Origin of the sequence: Thermodesulfobacterium sp. TA1 (genome assembly GCF_008630935.1) — a bacterium.
Classification (GTDB): domain Bacteria; phylum Desulfobacterota; class Thermodesulfobacteria; order Thermodesulfobacteriales; family Thermodesulfobacteriaceae; genus Thermodesulfobacterium.
On the sequence record NZ_CP043908.1, the window covers coordinates 1595368 to 1612740 of the forward strand.

Sequence of the window (17373 nt, forward strand, 5' to 3'; positions counted from 1 at the left end):
TCACTAACACTTTCTTTATCTAAGGAGGTTCTTTAAAACTCTATCGCCTGAAAACAATATATTTTACTTTCTAAGTCTTCTGTTTTGTTTTTTCTCTATTTATAAATTATAATTTTTTACCTTTTAATCTTGCTCGTTTAGTTCTTCTTCTGATTAGCCAAATTTTAAACTCTACTAAGAATTTTACAAGCCATGCGGGCTTAGACTTAGAAAGTTCCAGATAACGAGATAAAAATTTTTGAAAAAGAAAAGCCCCTTTTTCTCCAAAGTATTCCTCAAAGGAATATCCAAGTTGTGCGAGGTCTTTAATTTGATATTTTAAAGAAAATCGCGGATTTGATAAAACCCTTGATACGTCCAAAAATCCGAGGATTTCAGTTTCTTCTTCCCAAAAAAAATGATTTAAATAACAATCTTGATGGTAAAGCCTCTTTAAATGTAAGGCTGAAAGTAGCTCAGCAAGTTTATAGATAAGATTAGCTTGCAATTCTTTATTTTTTAGTAATTCCGAAAGAGGTTTTCCTTTTAACTCAAAAGTTGCTATTTCTAGCTTATCAGGCCTTTTTCGTATAAAAAAAGGTTCTGGCACAGAAAATCCTAACTCCCTTAACCTTAAGAGATTTCTCCACTCAGAGTTTGCTTCTTCAAAACAGTTACTATATTTTTTTATATAAAACCTCTGACCGTCTACCTCATAACCTTTAACCTTTCGATATCTTTTTTCTCGTTCAAAAAAAGGTTTAGGAAGAAATAAATTTTGAGATTTTTTATCAAAAATTTTATAAAAAAAAGAAAGATGTTCTATAACCACTTCAAAACCAAACACCAATGTGATAGACATCATCTATTTTTAATTTTCTAATAACTTTTTAACCGCTAAAACAATTTCTTCGGAAGTTACTAAATTAATACAATCTTTACTATTGTATTTACAAAAACTTGTAGTTTTAAAAACAAAACTACAAGGCATACAACTTAACCTATGAAAAATGGATATCATTCTACTTTCAACAGGACGTTGTTCAGAAGTATCTATAGGTCCAGGTATATAAACTATAGGCACTTTTAAAGCATCTGCCATGTAAGTTATTCCTGTATCAACCCCTATAAAAACTGAAAGTTTTTTAATTAGAGCCGGTAATTCCCCTAAATTAAACCTTCCGGTTGAATCTAAAATCCTTTCTTTAACCTTTACCAAACTTAAAACCTCTTGTGCTTTTAACTTATCTTGAGCAGACCCTATCAAAACAATATAAGCATCTATCTCTTTTAAAATTTGATCTATGATTTCTGCAATTTTTTTAGAAGCTATCTCTTTAAGTTTATTACCACTACTCACTGCTATCCCAATAAGCGGTTTGTTTATTAATCCTAAAAATTCTGATACCCGCTTATCAGCTTCTATGCTTTGGTATACCTCTTTAGCTATATTATCGGTTTTTATATCTATATGGTTTAAAAGTTTTAAATAAGTTTCCACAACCAATCTTCCGGAAGCATGTGGTTCAAGCTTGGTAAAAAATTTAGAGGCAAGCCTAAAGGTTAATCCACAAAAATTAGGCATTACCGTAAGTCTTATAGGTATTAATCCCCATAACATCCCTATAGTAAAAGGTAGGTTAGGATTAAGAGTAATACCAACATCGTATCGTCCTTTCCTTATCAAATTAGCAAGTCTAATTTTTCCTAAAAACCCTTTATATCCTTTTGAGGAAATAGGGATAACCTCATCTATATAGGGATTAAGTTCAGCAATTTCTTTTACTATAGGATTTACCATAACGGTTAAACGAGAATTAGGGTAAGTTTTTTTAATTTCCCTAAACAGATGAGTAGAACAAATAAAATCACCTATTTTAGCCGCTTGAATAACTAAAATCTTTTTAAAAGGTTTGTCTTTTCCTCTTAATAAACTTAAAAGTTTAATCAAGGGAAAAAATAGATAACTAAGAAAAAGATAAATCATAAATCGTTCCTTAAAACTTCTTCAAAAACTTTTTCAACTTCTTTTACGTACCTCTCCATCGCAAACCTTTCTAAAATCCTTTTTCTCCCGCGTTCCCCTAAAGTTCTTCTTAATTCAGGGTCATTTATCAATGTTAAGATTTTTTCTGCAAAAGCTTGCGGGTTTTTAGGAGGAACAAGAAATCCCGTCTCACCTTCGATTACCTGTTCAACCACCCCTGGTATCTTAGAAGCCACAACCGGTTTCCCCATTAACATAGCCTCTAAAATCACACGAGGTAAGCCCTCTCTTTCTGAGGCTAATACAAAAATATCAAAAAAGTTTATATAAGAAATCGCATCAGATTGGAAACCAGTAAAAATAACTTCCTTTTCTAAACCCCTTTTTTGAACTAATTCTATTAAATAATTTCTTTCAGGTCCATCCCCTACCACCACTAATTTTATCGGTTTATCGGTTTTGGGTTTAACTAAAAAAATCGCCTCTATCAGGTCATCCATCCTTTTTATTTTACGCAAAGTTCCTACGGTACCGATGATAATTTCTTTTTCTGAAAGCTTTAAGCCTTGTTTTATCTCTTCTGAAGACTTAGATGGTATAAGATTTATATCTATTCCGTCATAAACTACCACACATTTTTCTGGTATAACCCCTTTTTCCAATAAAAAATCTTTCAAATTTTTTGAAACACAAATGATTTTTTCTAACCCCCCATTAATCTGGTTAATTAAAAATCGGTTCAACTTAGGCATCGTTCTACAATGAAGGACTGCAGGAATACCTGTAATCTTAGCGGCTAAAATTCCTTCAAGGTTAGTAGCAGGTTGATTGTTCATGTATATTAAATCTATGTTTAATTCTTTTATGATCTGAGCGATGATTTTAGCCTTAGGTTTTACACGAAAAAAGTAATCTACCCAAAATATTGCATATTGTCTTAAAGCTTTACTAAAGAAAAAGAAGATTCGAAGCGCCTCTTTGACTATTTTATACTTTATAGATTTAGGCCTTGGAGGAAGTAAAATAAAATTTATCCCTAAATTTTCTAACTCCTTTTTAATATTAGATTCAGTACCTTTGTTATAATTATGATAAAATAGAGCAGTAAATGCGTATCTATTTTTGTCGATACGTTTCAAAAGTTCGATTAAAGATACTGTACCCCCACCCCATTCCTTTCCGGTATCAAGAATTAAGATCTTATGACTCATACTTCTAAATCCTAAACCATTTCCTCAGTTTTAGGTCAAATTATAGCTTAAAAAAGACTTTTTAAAAGTGTTGTAAAACCTTTTATACATTTAGCCTCTAAAATAAGACTCCTTTGAGTTGTAATTTACTTTAAAGGAAGAAAAAATGGGGGTTGCAAATTTTTTAAATAGGTATTAACTAATTTTTTAGATTAAAAGTCTTAAAAACTTACAGGAGGAGTTTAGTATGATTATCATCATGGAACCTCATGTCACCCAGGAAAGTCCTGAATTTCAATCCTTACTAAAATATCTTGAACGATTTCCTCACTTGCAGATAAAAGTTATAGAAAACAAAGGGGTTACTCGTACTCTGCTTGAAGTACATCTGATAGGAGAGGACTATATGGTATCTCAAGAGGAAATAGAAAGTTTACCTGGTGTTGAAAAGGCAATAAAGGTTACGGCTAAATATAGACTAATCGGAAGACATGGGGTCCTTACAGATTTAGGCTTTACCTATAAAGACCTAAAGTTTAGTCAAGAGTCTTTTCATGTTTTTGCGGGACTTTGTGCTGTAGATACTTATGAAAACGCCGAAGCTATTTTTAAGGTCTTAAAAGAAAATGGGGTATGTTGTGCCAGAATGGGGGCTTATAAACCAAGGACTTCACCTTATGATTTCCAAGGGCTTGGAAAAGAATGTCTTCCTTGGTTGTTTGACTTGGCAGGAAAGTATGGAATTAAGGTAATAGTGATGGAGGTACTTTCTCCTCATCATATAGATGAAATTAGAGAGGCTTTGGACCTCACAGGACATCCTTGTGGGGTTATTTTACAAATAGGCACCAGAAACGCCCAAAACTTTGAACTTTTAAAAGCTGTAGGCAGACAATTAGACTTTCCTGTGCTTTACAAAAGAGGATATGGACTTTCTTTAGAAGAAAGCCTTAATGCTGCAGAATACATAGCCTCCGAAGGCAACACTCACATCATCTTTTGTTTAAGAGGCGTAAGGACCCACTTGGGAGATCCTCATAGAAACCTGGTAGACTTTTCCCATGTACCGGTAGTAAAAAGGCTTACCAGAATGCCTGTATGTATAGACCCCTCTCATCCTATAGGGTCAAGGGTAAAGGCTCCAGACGGCATAAGGGACATCTACCATGTCACCGCACAAGGGGTTATTGCCGGAGCCAATACCATTTTGGTAGAGTTTCATCCTTGCCCTGAAAAGGCTTTATGCGATGGTCCCCAGGCCTTACCTTTAACCGAACTTCCTCTTTATCTTGAATATGTATATAAAGTAAGAGAAACCTATTTAGAGCTTAAAAAAATGGTTAACCAAAAAAGTGTTTAAAAACTGGTTTTTACCCTCCTTTGATTGGATACAGGTAGAGGTTTCAGGCCTTTGTAACGCTAAATGTTTGTACTGCCCTCATACGGTATGGCAAAAAAATTGGTTAGGCACCAACCTAAGTTTGGACCTCTTTAAATCTTTTCTTCCTTATTTAAAAAAGACCCGACTGGTTTATTTGCAAGGCTGGGGAGAACCCCTTCTTAATCCAAATTTTTTTGAGATGGTAAGACTTGCTAAGTCTCAAGGGGCTATGGTTGGTTTTACCACCAACGGAACCCTAATCGATGACAATCTTGCAGAAAAATTAATACTTTCCGGAGTAGACATCATAGCCTTTTCTTTAGCCGGAATCGAGACCAACGACCGTCTAAGAAAAGGTACTTCTCTAACACGGGTTTTAAATGCTATAGAAAAAATAAACGCCGCTAAGAAAATTTTAAAACAAGAAAAACCTCAAGTTCATATAGCTTACATGCTGCTTAAATCAAACGAACACGAGCTTGAAAAACTACCTAATTTTTTAACTGGTCTTGGGATAAAAGAAATAGTGGTAAGTCTGCTTGATTTAGTCCCTGATGAGGAATTACAAAAGGAATGTCTTGTTCCTCAAACAGAAGACGAATTTAAGGTTTTAAAATCGCGAGCAGAGAAAGTAGCAGAAGAAGCTAAATCCTTAGGCTTAAGGATGGTCTTTAACCTTCCTTCTCCTTCTTTCCAAAGGGAGGTCTGCAGTGAAAATCCGATAAAAACTCTTTTTATTAACTCTCTTGGGATGGTCTCTCCTTGTGTTTTTACAGGAATTCCAGCTGCCTATAAAAAAAATCTTTATTTTGGCAACATAAAAGACGAAAGCCTTAAAACCATTTGGAACAAAAAGGAATACCAAAAGTTTAGGAACACCCATCCATCGTCTTCTAAACCTTCAGTTTGTATAACCTGCCCAAAGACCAGAACTATAGAAATTCCTTTTAATTTTTAAACCTTCCTCGACAATTAAAGCAATTAGCTAAAAAGCTTAAACACAAAGGAAACTAAGACAAGACAGGGTTAGATAAAGGGTTTAAAAAACTATACAGTTTTTTCCCCGTTTTTTGGCTTCATAAAGTTTCTTATCTGCAGAAGTCAACATATCTTTTAACCTATCCTTAATCTCAAGCTCAACACCGATAGAAACAGTATACTTTATCAAGTCTCCTTCTTTTAAGTCTAACGGGGTAGAGGCAACCTTTTTCCTAAAATATTCTATAAAATCAATCAAAGCCTGTTTTTCTGAATAAACAACCAAAACTATAAACTCCTCACCTCCAAACCTGGCCACGATATCTTCCTTTCTCTTAAAGGTGTTTTTAAGTTTTTCTGCCAAGTCTTTTAAAACTAAATCCCCCACCTCATGCCCGTAAGTATCGTTAATCTTTTTAAAATCATCGATGTCAATCATTAAGCAGGCAAGTTTTAAATTTTTTCTCTTAGCTATGCTTAAAAACTTAGGAGCTTCTTCCATGAAGTATCGCCGGTTATAAAGACCTGTTAATGGATCATGATAAGCAAGAAATTCCAATTCCTGAATTAATTCGATAAGCTCTAAAGTATTGTACACCCTTACCATGAACTCTTCTTGACTAAAAGGCTTTTTAAGAAAATCATTTGCTCCAGCTTTTAGTAAAACGGGTATCATCTTTGTTTTAACCATACCTGAAACAACGATAATACCTAAATCACTTTTAGGATAGGTCTTCCTAATTTCATACAAAAACTCTAATGCATCCTCTTCCGGAAAATAATAGTCTAATATCATAAGTTTAATCTGAGGTTCTTTTTTAAAGACTTCCTTAGCTTCTTTAAGAGTTGAAGTTTCTAAAACCTGAAAAAGCATCTTTTTTAAAATGTCTGAAATTATCCTCCGATCAACAGGCATATCCTCTACTACTAAAACCTTAGTTTTAAAGGTTTTTAAAGCCCTCTTTATGCTAACGATAATGTGTTCGCTAACGTTAGGAATACCTTTGACTAAATAATCTACTACTCCTTTATCAAGAATAGTATCTCTAAGTTTTTCGTCATAAGATGCGGTTAAAACTATCGTAGGTACCCCTTTAGATAATAAAAAATCTATAGCCTCTCCTTTTTCTGCATCTGGAAGATGGTAATCGCACACTGCAAGAGCAAGTTCTTTTTCTTTTTCTAAACATGTTTTAAGTTCTGCTAAGCTTTCTGCAGTAAGGACTTCCAAAGAAAGCCTTTGAGAAATAAGCTTGGTTAAAGCTTTCAAAATAAAACGGTCGTCATCTACCAAAAGAATTTTAGTATTTTCTGCTTCTTGCATAGTTTTTATCAATAAAAATTTTTCTAATCCTCTAAATATTTTGACAATTTAATAATTTTAAAAAACGAAAGTGGGTTGTCAAGGGTTAAAACTTGTTTTAAAAACTTTAGCAAAGAAAAGTTTGGAATATAGGCCTTAATTAAAAGGCTTTTTTCTTTCAATTCTATCTCTATTCCTTCAGGAAAAGAAAGGTTTGACAGTCGGTTTAACCAAAAATCTTTTTCTGCAAGAGGAATAATTTGATAAACCTTTTGTTCTCTTTGAAACGTAGGCTTAAAGGGTCTTTCAAACACCTCAATAATACGTAAACCTGGATAAATTTCTAAATCTTTAAGCTTGAAAGAAAGTCCTGGTTCATACATGGCAACCCCTATAGCTTCTTTTTCAGAAAAAACACCTATAGGAAGGGCGTCTTCTACCACGATTTTAGGGTGAGGATGAAACCCTGAAGTATATACTAAAGGAAACCCAAGCTTATTAAGGACCAATACAAAAAGCCTGATTACTTCAAGCTGAGAAAGAAAAACCGCCTTGTCTTTTTTGGTATAATAAATCTCATACCAGTATTCCTTAGGATTTTCAGAAGAGCGCTCAGATTTAATCTCTAAATCTGAGACCAAGTATAAAGAAGACTCTTCGGCATTATTCAATAAATTTTTTATCCCTTTCTGACAAACTCCGCATTTGCTACATTTTTCAAACCTACAGTCTTTAGTAATCTCTCCTTGGTAAGCTTTTTTTCTCTCTTTTATCAGATACTCTTTAGAAATTCTTAAATCTATATGGTCCCAAGGGAGGTCCTCTTCCAAAGACCTTTCTCTTAAATAAACGTTTAAGTCAATACCTAATTCTTTAGCCGCCTCAACCCATAGGTTAAAATTAAAAAAGTCTTTCCAGCTATCAAACCGGGCTCCCTTTTGATAGGCTCGTTCTATTAAAAAAGACAAACCTCTATCTCCTCTCCCAATAACCCCCTCAAGAAAACTTTGTTCTGGCTGATGATAACGAAGATTTTTACCTAATCTTTCTTTTAAATATCTAATCTTTTTATAGGTTTCATCTATAGAAATCTGTCTTTCCCACTGAAAAGGGGTGTGAGGCTTAGGAATAAAAGTAGAAACTGAAACGGTTATTCCGATTTGAGGAACTTCTTTTTTTATCAAACGATATAGCTGATAAATCCCTTCTAAATCCTCCTCTTCTTCGGTAGGAAGGCCTATCATAAAATAAAGTTTTATCTTGGTCCAGCCATGCTTTTTAGCAAGCCTTATGTCTTCTATCAACTGGTTGATGTCTATGTCTTTGTTGATAACCCTTCTCAATCTTTCTGTCCCTGCCTCAGGGGCAAAGGTAAGCCCTGTTTTTCTTCCAAGCTTGATAAACTCTAAAAGTTCAGCGTCTATACTACCTACCCTTAAAGATGGCAAAGAAAAGGCATATTTCCTATAAGATGTTTTTAAATAAAACTCTTCTTTTAGTTTATTGATTAAAGGTTTTAAAACGGTATAATCTCCTGCAGAAAGACTCATTAAAGAGGCCTCGGTAAGTCCTGTGCCTTCAAAATTTTTCTTTATTTGGTTTATTATATAATTTGGGCTTTTTTCTCTTACAGGACGATAATAAAAACTTGCCTCACAAAACCTACAGCCTCTGGTACAACCTCTGGAGATTTCCATCGGGACCCTGTCATGAGAAAGTTCTATCAAAGGTGTCCCAAACTCCCAACTCAAAGTTTCCAGGTTTAAATCCTTTAAAATCCGTCTTTTAGTCCTGTTTTTAATCTCGGGAACATAAACTCCTTCTATTTGAGCCAGCTCCTCCCAAAGGGATTGGCGAGATTTTTGGGTTGATTTCCAGCGTTTATAAATCTCTAAAACCTCAAAAATAACCTCTTCTGCCTCTCCTATAATAAGGGCGTCAAAAAACTCGGCTATAGGCTCTGGGTTTCCACAACTTGGACCACCTCCCAAAATTAAAGGGACCTTTCTATCTCTGTGGTTTGCCCTTAAAGGAATTACTGAAAGGTCTAAAACCTGTAAAATACCGGTAACAGAAAGCTCATAAGCATAACTTATTCCTATCACATCAAAGGCCTTAAGAGGTTTTCGGTAATTTAAACTTAATAAAGGATACCCTTGTGTTTTTAGCGCTTCTTCTAAATCTGGAGCAACTGCAAAAGCTAAATCTGCTAACCAGGTTTTTTGCTGATTTATCAAATAAGCCAAAATGTTTATCCCCAAATGAGAACGACCTATTTCATAAAGGTCTGGATAACATAAACAAACCTTAAGCTCTGCTTTTTCCCAATCTTTTTTCTTAAAAAAGGGTTCTTCCCCCAAATAACGAGACGGTTTCCTAACGGTTATCAAAAGTTGATAAGGATAGTCAGTTGTTTCAGGTTTTTCCATCAATATTTCTCTGAACTTTAGTTTTTTTTAAGCTTACCACAAACTTTTAATTTTCAAAAAAGGTTTTAAAATTTAGAAAACTAAAAATTAAGAGGTAAAAAGATGTTAAGTAAATTTTTTAGCTTATTCTCTAAAGATATGGCTATAGACTTAGGAACAGCCAATACCCTCATTTATTTAAAAGGAAAAGGAATTATCCTTAGCGAACCTTCTGTAGTTGCGGTTAAAGAGGACGGAAGGTTTAAAAAAGTAATAGCGGTAGGAGACGAAGCAAAAAAAATGGTAGGTAAAACTCCTGGCAGTATCAAAGCTATAAGACCATTAAGGGAGGGAGTGATAGCAGATTTTGAAGTAACCGAAGCCATGATAAGATACTTTATCCAAAAGGTACATAACAGAGGCTACTTTGTAAAGCCAAGGATTATCATAAGTGTGCCTTCTGGGACCACTCAAGTAGAAAGAAGGGCGGTAAAAGAAAGCGCAGAAACCGCTGGGGCAAGAGAGGTTTATCTGATAGAAGAACCTATGGCAGCCGCGATAGGAGCAGGACTGCCGGTAACCGAGCCTGTAGCTAACATGATCGTAGACATCGGGGGAGGCACCACCGAGGTTGCGGTTATTTCTCTCGGAGGGATAGTGGTTAGCCATTCCCTTAAGGTAGCAGGAGACAAAATAGACGAAGCCATAGCGGTTTACATCAAGAAAAAATACAACCTTTTGATAGGGGAAGCAACCGCAGAACAGATTAAGATCAACATAGGAGATGTGTTACCTGAAGAACCTTATGCTACGATGGAAATAAAAGGAAGAGATTTAGTAACAGGAATCCCCAAAACCATAACGATTACCTCCAAAGAAATACAAGAGGCCATCAAAGAACCTGTAGACATGATAATCCAAGTAATTAAACAGGTCCTTGAGGAGACCCCTCCTGAATTAGCAGCCGACATGGTAGACAGAGGTATTGTCTTAAGCGGTGGAGGAGCCTTGCTTAAAAATTTAGACAAACTAATCCAAAAAGAAACAGGATTAAACGTTTTCGTAGCAGAAAACCCCCTCCATTGTGTAGCCTTAGGAGCAGGCAAAGCCCTGGATGAAATAGATAGGCTGAAAGAAGTAATGGTACAGGCTTAATAACGACCTTCTAATTTCTCTAAAAACTTTTGAAGACAAGTTTTAGAACAGAAATAATAAGTCTTTCCTTGAATTTCTATCTTTAATGCCTCTTCTTTTCTTATATAAGTCTGGCAAGCCTCATCCAAAACCAGGTCTGCTACCTCTGGTTTGTTCTTTTGTTTTATCAAGTTTTTTCTTTTTCTAAAATAAAAATAATAAACTAGAAAAATCAAAACCAAAAGTAAAAAAAGCTTCATAACAAAGGGCCTATTTTTTTAAGTTTTTTGGATAAAAAAAGACGAGTTTTCTCTTCAAAAAGGTTCTGAGTAGTTTTTTTTAATATTGGATGGACCCAATCTGGAATAACCTCTAAAGCCGGCACTAAAACAAAGTCTCTTAAATGGGCTAAAGGATGAGGTAAGGTTAAAACCTTGGTATCTAAGACTAAGTCCTCATAAAAAATAAGGTCTATGTCTATCAATCGATCCTGATAATCGCCCTTTAAAAGTTTAGGTATTTTACCCATAGAAGCTTCTATCTTCTTTATCTCAAAAAGCAAAGCCCAAGGAGAAAGAGAAGTTTCGACTAAGGCTATCAAATTATAAAAAGAATTGGGGGTTTTAAACCCCCAAGGAGAGGTTTCATAAACATTAGAAAGAGCTTTTACTTTTAAACCTGTCTGCTGTAAAAAAAATAAACCTTTTTTTAAGTTTTCCTTACGATTACCTAAGTTTGACCCCAAACTAAGGACCGCCTTTTTTAAACCTTGAGGGTAGCCAAACGCCTTACTGCCTCCTTCATTCTTTCTATGTCAACTGTAAGGGCTATTCTAAAATAACCTTCCCCAGCCGCACCAAACCCTACCCCTGGGGTTACCACTATGGCTAAATCTTGCAAAACTTTTTTACAAAATTCTTTTGAATTCATTCCTCCTGGGACCTTTACCCAAAGGTAAAAGGTGGCTGAAGGTTTTTTAAACTGATAGCCCAAACGTTCAAGTTCAGCACACAAAAAGTCTCTTCTCTCTTTAAAAACCTTAATTAAAGGTGGGGTTATTTTCTCGAGGTTGTTTAAGGCATAGGCTCCTGCCTCTTGAATGGCAGTAAAAGCACCTGAATCCATGTTGCTTTTTACCTTGGCTAAAGCAGAAACTAAAGATGCATTACCTACTGCAAAACCTATCCTCCAACCGGTCATGCAAAAGGTCTTAGACAGGCTGTGAAACTCTATGGCTACCTCTTTAGCCCCCTCAACCTCAAAGATGCTAATAGGTGGTTCTTCATAATACATCTCTATATAAGCCGCATCATGAGCTATGATAAACCCATATTTTTTGGCAAGGGCTACTACCTCTTTAAAAAATTCCTTAGGAGAGGTAGCTCCGGTAGGGTTGTTAGGATAGTTTAACCATAAAATCTTGGTTTTTTCTAAAATTTCTGTAGGAACCTTACTAAAATCAGGTAAAAAGTCGTTTTCCCATGTAAGAGGAAGATAAAAAGGCTCTCCATCAGTAAAAATAGCCCCTAAATGATAAACAGGATAACCTGGGTCAGGACAAAGGACTACATCTCCTGGATTGATAAAGGCTATCGGAAAATGAGCTATTCCTTCTTTAGACCCTATAAGGGTAGTTACCTCGGTATCTGGGTCAAAATCAAGCCCAAATCTTCTTTTCATATAGTCTGCACAGGCCTTACGATAAAAAAAGGCGCCTGCATTAGAAGGATACTTATGGTTTTCTGGTTTTTCTAAGGCCCTTTTAGCCACTTCTATGATTTCAGCTGGGGTAGGTAAATCAGGGTCTCCTATCCCTAAATCTATAACGTCTGCCCCTTCTTTAAGTTTTTCAGATTTTAAACGGTCTATCTCTACAAAGAGATAGGGAGGCACTTTTTTTAATCTGTTAGAAAGTTCCATCTAATCCTCCTCCTTTATCTTTCTCTTTTTCCTTCGATAAATTCTAAAACCATTTGTCTGGCTAAATGATCAGGAAACTGCTTAGGGGGATGTTTCATCGTATAAGCTGAAATAGAAATCAACGGACCACCTATACCCCTATCTTTGGCAAGCTTAGCACATCTTATCGCATCTAAAGCAGACCCTGCAGAATTAGGAGAATCCTCGACCTCTAACTTAACCTCTACTGAAAGAGGCACACCTCCAAAATGTTCCCCCTCAAGCCGAATATAAGCAATTTTTTTATCCTTTAACCAAGGCACCCAGTCTGAAGGACCTATGTGCACATTTTCCCAGCCGATATCATAGGGAAGAATGCTGGTTACTGCCTCGGTCTTAGAAACCTTTTTGGTTTTTAAACGGTCTCTTTCTAACATGTTTAAAAAGTCTGTATTTCCACCAAAGTTTAATTGATAGGTTCTTTTTAGAGGAATTCCTCTGTCTACAAAAAGTTGAACTAAGGTCCGATGTAAAATGGTAGCACCAAGTTGAGACTTAATGTCATCCCCTACCGCTGGAATACCATCTTTTTCAAATCTTTCTCCCCATTCAGGGTCAGAAACTATAAAAGTAGGCATAGCGTTTACAAAAGCAACCCCTGCTCTTAAACAGGCTTCAGCATAAAATCTGGCTGCTTGCTCAGACCCAACCGGAACATAGTTTATCAAAACGTCTGCCTGTGTTTCTTTAAGAATTGATACAACATCTTCCAATGCGTCTTCCTTTTCCGAGGATATCTGAAAGCTTTTATCTTCAGGGAAATTAGACATATGTTTAGCTACACCGTCTAAAACCTTACCCTTTCTTACCTTTACTTTAAGCCTGGGAACCTCTCTGTAAAATATGGTAGTGCAGTTAGGGGGACTAAAAATAGCCTCAGATAAGTCTTTTCCTACTTTTCTTGCATCTATATCCCAAGCAGCTACAAACTCAATGTCTGAAGGCTTGTATCCACCTATCTCAGGAAACATTATTCCTTGAATGTTTGAAAGGTCTGCTTCTTTATAGTAGAAAACCCCTTGAACTAAAGAACTGGCACAGTTACCTACCCCTGCGATGGCTACCCTTACCTTGTTAGACATTATAGATCCTCCCAAACAATTTTTCAAAATTATAAAAATATCATAAACCTTGATAATATCAATCTAAAATAAAGATCCTTTGTAAAATTTTTTGTTTTTTCAATCCTTTTACCTCTCTTTCTTCTTACCTCTTAGGTTTATACTTACGTCTACTTAGTTTCTCTAATCCTCTTTAATTTTTTCTTCTATTTTAATTTTAGTGATCCCAACCACTACTTCTCCGGGTAAAAGGGTTATTATCCTTACCCCTTTAGTAGCTCTACCTTGCTGAGGTATATCTTGAGAGGAAATCCTTATCGCCTTACCTGAGCTGGAAAAAACCACAAAATCTTCTTTCTCAAAAGCAGCCGCTCCACCTGCTAACCTTCCTGTTTTTTCGTTTATCCCATGTGCAATGATACCTTTTCCTCCTCTTCCCTGCATCCTATACTCTGAAAAAGGAGTTTTTTTGCCAAAACCTTTTTCTGTAATCGTAAAAAGATACCCTTGTTGAGAAGTCTTTATCAAATCTAAAACCTCGTCGTCTTCTTCTAACCTAACACCTATCACCCCTTCTGCCTGCCTTTTGGTTACACTAAGTTCTTTTTCCTCAAAATGAAGGCTCATCCCTTTATTAGTAAGTAAAATTAAACGGTCTTCGCCAAAGGTTATTACACCTTTACAAAGTCTATCTCCTTTTTTTAACCCTATTACAATAAGTCCATTTTTTCTTAAATTCTTTAACTCCTCTACCTCAATTTTTTTTACAATACCTTTAGCTGTAACTAAAACTAAATAACCCTCTTCAGTGGCAGGAAGCACAAAAGCAACAGGACTTTCTATATTAGGTATTAAATTTTTAATATGAGTTCCCTTACCGGTTTTTCCAGAAAAAGAAATATCCTTAAGGTCTAAAGGATATACCTTACCTTCTTCGGTAAAAACCCACAGAAGAGTCGTTGTATCTGTTTGGATGGCTACCTTTAACTTTTCATCAGTGCTAAAAGCTAAACTTCCTTTTCCTCCTCTTTTTTGAGGGCTAAAGAGGTCTAAAGGTAGTTTTCTTACATATCCCTCCTCGCTTATCAGAAACAAGACCTCTTCTGAAGGTAGCTTTTCTTCTTGTAAAATCTCCTCTGGTTCTTCTTCAGAGATAATCTTAGTTCTTCTTGGGTCTCCGTATTTTTCTTTTATCTCCTTTAATTCCTCTTCTATCACCGCTAAAAGCGTAGGCTCATGGGTTAAAATTTTTTCGTAATAGCTGATAGCTCTTTTGATGTCCTCATATTCAAGAAGGATTTTTTCTCTTTCTAAAGCGGTCAATCTTTGCAGCCTTAGGTTTAAAATTTCTTGAGCCTGAATATCGCTAAAACCAAACCTTTTAATAAGGGCTTCCTTGGCTTCCTTAGGAGTTTGAGACTTTTTTATAAGTTCTATAATTTCATCTATATGAGAAAGAGCCTTTAAAAATCCTTCTAAAATATGAAGCCTTTCTTTGGATTTTCTAAGGTCATACTGGGTCCTTCTTATAACAACGGTTTTACGCCAGTTTAAAAAGTTTAACAAAATATCCTTAAGAGTAAGCACCTCAGGTTTGCCGTTTACTAAAGCCAACATAATAACCCCAAAGGTCGTCTGAAGCGGGGTCATATCATAAATCTTTTTAAGTATGGTATAAGGGGCGTTTGCCCACTCCTTTTTTAGCTCAACTACAATCCTTATTCCTTCTCTATCAGACTCGTCTCTCACTTCTGCTATACCTTCTATCTTTTTGTCTTTAGCCAGTTGAGCTATCTTTTCTACCACTTTAGCTTTGCTTACCTGATAGGGAATTTCATCAAAAACAATCCTAACCTTATCCTTTTCCCGTTCTATCTTATATCTTGCCTTAAGTTTTAGAATCCCTCTTCCTGTGGTATAGGCCTGTTTAATTCCTTCTGTACCTACGATGTAAGCCCCGGTAGGAAAGTCCGGACCTTTTATATACTGCATAAGGTCTTCTACCGAAGCCTCTTGATTCCTTAAAAGAAAAATCAGTCCGTCTATTACCTCAGAAAGATTATGAGGGGGGATGTTGGTTGCCATTCCCACAGCAATACCTGCAGAACCGTTTATCAAAAGATTAGGAATTTTAGAAGGCAAAACTAAAGGTTCTTTTAAGGTATTATCATAGTTAGGAGTAAACTCTACGGTCTCTTTTTCTATGTCTGCTAAAAGCTCATGGGCGATCCTGGCAAGCCTTACCTCAGTATACCTCATCGCAGCAGGGGAATCTCCGTCTACAGACCCAAAGTTTCCTTGCCCGTCTATCAGAGGATATCTCATGCTAAAGTCTTGGGCCATCCTTACTATAGCTTCATATACAGGCATGTCTCCATGAGGATGATACTTACCGATCACCTCTCCTACTATTCTTGCACTTTTCTTATAAGGTTTGTTCCAGTCGTTTCCTGTCTCATACATAGCATAGAGAATCCTTCTTTGCACCGGCTTCAACCCATCTCTTACGTCAGGAAGGGCTCTACCTACAATAACACTCATCGCATAGTCTAAATAAGACTCTTTTAACTCCTCTTCTAAAGGAACAGCAATAATCTCCGCCATACCTTACTCAACCTCCTTCTTAAGGCGTTCTATCCCTTGTAAAATCGCTTCTCTTACCTTTTGGGATAGAAGGTGTTTATCTCTTAAAGTTAGACCGGTAGTGTCTATAGGCTCTCCTAAGTAAACCCCTATCCTCCTTTTTCTTCCTACCCTTAACCAAAGAGACCCTTTAGGTAAAACCTCTTTGGTTCCCCAAATAGCTACCGGTATTACTTTTGCTTGCGCTTTAATCGGGATTAAAAAACCACCTAACTTAAAAGGCAAAACCTCCCCATCTTTACTTCTCGTGCCTTCAGGGAAAACCACCAAAGAAACACCCTCTTTAATCTTTTCTACACAAGCTAATATACTTTTAAACCCCTCCTTAGGGTCCTCCCTTTCTACAGGCACATACCCTAAGACCTTTAATCCCCAACCAAAAAAAGGAATGTTAAAAAGGCTTTTTTTGGCTAAAAATCTTATGTTGTAATCTTCAAGCACTTTTTCTAAAACAGGAATATCAAGTTGACTTTGATGGTTGGCCATAAAAATATAGATTCCTTTAGGAAGGTCAACCTCCTTATAAACCTTTATTTCTACTCCCAAAACCTTTAACAACCCTTTACACCAAACCCTTGCCCAAAAATGCTTTCTTATCACCAAGACTAAACTTCCAAACAGAGGAACAGTAATCACACAGTAAATCCAGCAAAAAAAGTTTCTTAAAATCTCCCCCAGCCTTTCCATCATAGCACTAATAAGCAGTTAAAAAGTTTCTCAAAAGTATCACCCCTTCTGGAAGGTCATCTTTAGAAAAATCCCAATCTTTTGGGGGAAAAGAATATTTCATCCATCTTTCAAGAGAAGTACCGATAGATTCTGGATGAAACTGCACACCTTCTATAGGCCATTCTTTGTGTCTTATACCCATAATCTCTCCATCCTCAGCCTGAGCGGTAATCTCAAAAAAATTTGGTAAGGTATCTGGGTCCACGGCTAAGGAATGATATCGCATAGCCTGAAAGGGATTAGGTAAATCTTTAAAAATACCTTTCCCGTCATGAAAAACCTGAGAAACCTTACCATGCATAAGCCTCTTAGCCTTAACTATTTTTGCCCCAAAGGCATAAGCTATACTTTGATGTCCAAGACAAACCCCTAAGATAGGAATCTTTCCTGCCGCCTTTTTGATAAGCTCAACCGAAATCCCTGCCTCCTTAGGAGTACAAGGACCTGGAGAAATCAGCAAATAATCTGGTTTTAGACTAAGCACCTCTTCCACAGTAATCGTATCGTTTCTGAAAACCTTTATTTCCCCTCCCCAGATTTTCTCAAGCATAATCCCGATAAGCTGAACCAGATTATAGGTAAAAGAATCATAATTATCTATTACTACCACCCGTTTCATGG

General features: G+C 36.1%; 15 protein-coding genes. 3 read left to right on the forward strand and 12 right to left on the reverse strand.

Going from position 1 to position 17373, the window contains the following annotated elements; all coding sequences use genetic code 11:
- Window positions 1–106: 106 nt before the first annotated feature.
- The 3 genes from F1847_RS08045 to F1847_RS08055 are packed head-to-tail and all read right to left on the reverse strand — an operon-like array spanning window position 107 to window position 3177.
- On the reverse strand, window positions 107–841 hold the full coding sequence (locus tag F1847_RS08045; protein WP_168194305.1) for a lipopolysaccharide kinase InaA family protein: 735 nt from the start codon (window positions 839–841) through the stop codon (window positions 107–109).
- Between the two features lie 9 nt (window positions 842–850).
- Window positions 851–1966, reverse strand: a complete 1116-nt coding sequence (locus tag F1847_RS08050; protein WP_150072541.1) for a glycosyltransferase family 9 protein — start codon at window positions 1964–1966, stop codon at window positions 851–853.
- Complete coding sequence (locus F1847_RS08055) at window positions 1963–3177, reverse strand: glycosyltransferase (protein WP_150072542.1); 1215 nt, start codon at window positions 3175–3177, stop codon at window positions 1963–1965. The genes F1847_RS08050 and F1847_RS08055 overlap by 4 nt, the downstream gene beginning before the upstream one ends.
- A gap of 226 nt (window positions 3178–3403) precedes the next feature.
- Here F1847_RS08055 and F1847_RS08060 point away from each other — a divergent pair, with 226 nt between their 5' ends.
- On the forward strand, window positions 3404–4516 hold the full coding sequence (locus F1847_RS08060; RefSeq protein ID WP_150072543.1) for a 3-deoxy-7-phosphoheptulonate synthase: 1113 nt from the start codon (window positions 3404–3406) through the stop codon (window positions 4514–4516).
- The gene (locus F1847_RS08065; RefSeq protein ID WP_150072544.1) at window positions 4509–5495 is read left to right on the forward strand and encodes a radical SAM protein; all 987 of its coding nucleotides are present in this window, start codon (window positions 4509–4511) and stop codon (window positions 5493–5495) included. Before F1847_RS08060 ends, F1847_RS08065 begins: the two co-directional genes overlap by 8 nt.
- 81 nt (window positions 5496–5576) lie before the next feature.
- On the opposite strand, the gene F1847_RS08070 is transcribed toward F1847_RS08065, so the two are convergent.
- On the reverse strand, window positions 5577–6839 hold the full coding sequence (locus tag F1847_RS08070; protein ID WP_150072545.1) for a diguanylate cyclase: 1263 nt from the start codon (window positions 6837–6839) through the stop codon (window positions 5577–5579).
- Window positions 6840–6862: 23 nt separating this feature from the next.
- Window positions 6863–9247, reverse strand: coding sequence for a DUF2344 domain-containing protein (locus tag F1847_RS08075; protein WP_150072546.1), 2385 nt, complete (start codon window positions 9245–9247; stop codon window positions 6863–6865).
- Window positions 9248–9349: 102 nt separating this feature from the next.
- On the opposite strand from F1847_RS08075, the gene F1847_RS08080 reads away from it, so the two are divergent.
- Entirely contained in the window at window positions 9350–10381 is a 1032-nt protein-coding gene (locus F1847_RS08080) for a rod shape-determining protein (RefSeq protein ID WP_150072547.1), read from the forward strand.
- Here F1847_RS08080 and F1847_RS08085 read toward each other — a convergent pair.
- From F1847_RS08085 to F1847_RS08115, 7 genes are all read right to left on the reverse strand, one after another.
- Window positions 10378–10620, reverse strand: coding sequence for a YHS domain-containing protein (locus F1847_RS08085; RefSeq protein ID WP_150072548.1), 243 nt, complete (start codon window positions 10618–10620; stop codon window positions 10378–10380). The two genes, F1847_RS08080 and F1847_RS08085, sit on opposite strands and share 4 nt — an antisense overlap.
- The gene (gene folK / locus F1847_RS08090) at window positions 10617–11105 is read right to left on the reverse strand and encodes a 2-amino-4-hydroxy-6-hydroxymethyldihydropteridine diphosphokinase (protein ID WP_150072549.1); all 489 of its coding nucleotides are present in this window, start codon (window positions 11103–11105) and stop codon (window positions 10617–10619) included. The genes F1847_RS08085 and folK overlap by 4 nt, the downstream gene beginning before the upstream one ends.
- 17 nt (window positions 11106–11122) lie before the next feature.
- Window positions 11123–12280, reverse strand: a complete 1158-nt coding sequence (locus F1847_RS08095; protein ID WP_150072550.1) for an LL-diaminopimelate aminotransferase — start codon at window positions 12278–12280, stop codon at window positions 11123–11125.
- A 14-nt stretch (window positions 12281–12294) separates the two neighbouring features.
- Complete coding sequence (locus tag F1847_RS08100) at window positions 12295–13401, reverse strand: inositol-3-phosphate synthase (RefSeq protein ID WP_150072551.1); 1107 nt, start codon at window positions 13399–13401, stop codon at window positions 12295–12297.
- A gap of 162 nt (window positions 13402–13563) precedes the next feature.
- Window positions 13564–15984 carry a DNA gyrase subunit A gene (gene gyrA, locus F1847_RS08105; protein ID WP_150072552.1) on the reverse strand — a complete coding sequence of 807 codons (2421 nt, stop codon included), beginning with the start codon at window positions 15982–15984 and terminating at the stop codon, window positions 13564–13566.
- A 3-nt stretch (window positions 15985–15987) separates the two neighbouring features.
- Entirely contained in the window at window positions 15988–16710 is a 723-nt protein-coding gene (locus tag F1847_RS08110; RefSeq protein WP_168194306.1) for a 1-acyl-sn-glycerol-3-phosphate acyltransferase, read from the reverse strand.
- 7 nt (window positions 16711–16717) lie between these two features.
- Window positions 16718–17371 carry an aminodeoxychorismate/anthranilate synthase component II gene (locus tag F1847_RS08115; protein ID WP_150072554.1) on the reverse strand — a complete coding sequence of 218 codons (654 nt, stop codon included), beginning with the start codon at window positions 17369–17371 and terminating at the stop codon, window positions 16718–16720.
- Window positions 17372–17373: the final 2 nt, after the last annotated feature.

Excerpts from the sequence above, each read along its gene's own strand:
- F1847_RS08045 (WP_168194305.1), bottom strand. The coding sequence starts at position 841 with ATGTCTATCACATTGGTGTTTGGTTTTGAAGTGGTTATAGAACATCTT.
- F1847_RS08050 (WP_150072541.1), bottom strand. The coding sequence starts at position 1,966 with ATGATTTATCTTTTTCTTAGTTATCTATTTTTTCCCTTGATTAAACTT.
- F1847_RS08055 (WP_150072542.1), bottom strand. The coding sequence starts at position 3,177 with ATGAGTCATAAGATCTTAATTCTTGATACCGGAAAGGAATGGGGTGGG.
- F1847_RS08060 (WP_150072543.1), top strand. The coding sequence starts at position 3,404 with ATGATTATCATCATGGAACCTCATGTCACCCAGGAAAGTCCTGAATTT.
- F1847_RS08070 (WP_150072545.1), bottom strand. The coding sequence starts at position 6,839 with ATGCAAGAAGCAGAAAATACTAAAATTCTTTTGGTAGATGACGACCGT.
- F1847_RS08075 (WP_150072546.1), bottom strand. The coding sequence starts at position 9,247 with ATGGAAAAACCTGAAACAACTGACTATCCTTATCAACTTTTGATAACC.
- F1847_RS08080 (WP_150072547.1), top strand. The coding sequence starts at position 9,350 with ATGTTAAGTAAATTTTTTAGCTTATTCTCTAAAGATATGGCTATAGAC.
- F1847_RS08085 (WP_150072548.1), bottom strand. The coding sequence starts at position 10,620 with ATGAAGCTTTTTTTACTTTTGGTTTTGATTTTTCTAGTTTATTATTTT.
- F1847_RS08095 (WP_150072550.1), bottom strand. The coding sequence starts at position 12,280 with ATGGAACTTTCTAACAGATTAAAAAAAGTGCCTCCCTATCTCTTTGTA.
- F1847_RS08100 (WP_150072551.1), bottom strand. The coding sequence starts at position 13,401 with ATGTCTAACAAGGTAAGGGTAGCCATCGCAGGGGTAGGTAACTGTGCC.
- gyrA (WP_150072552.1), bottom strand. The coding sequence starts at position 15,984 with ATGGCGGAGATTATTGCTGTTCCTTTAGAAGAGGAGTTAAAAGAGTCT.
- F1847_RS08110 (WP_168194306.1), bottom strand. The coding sequence starts at position 16,710 with ATGGAAAGGCTGGGGGAGATTTTAAGAAACTTTTTTTGCTGGATTTAC.
- F1847_RS08115 (WP_150072554.1), bottom strand. The coding sequence starts at position 17,371 with ATGAAACGGGTGGTAGTAATAGATAATTATGATTCTTTTACCTATAAT.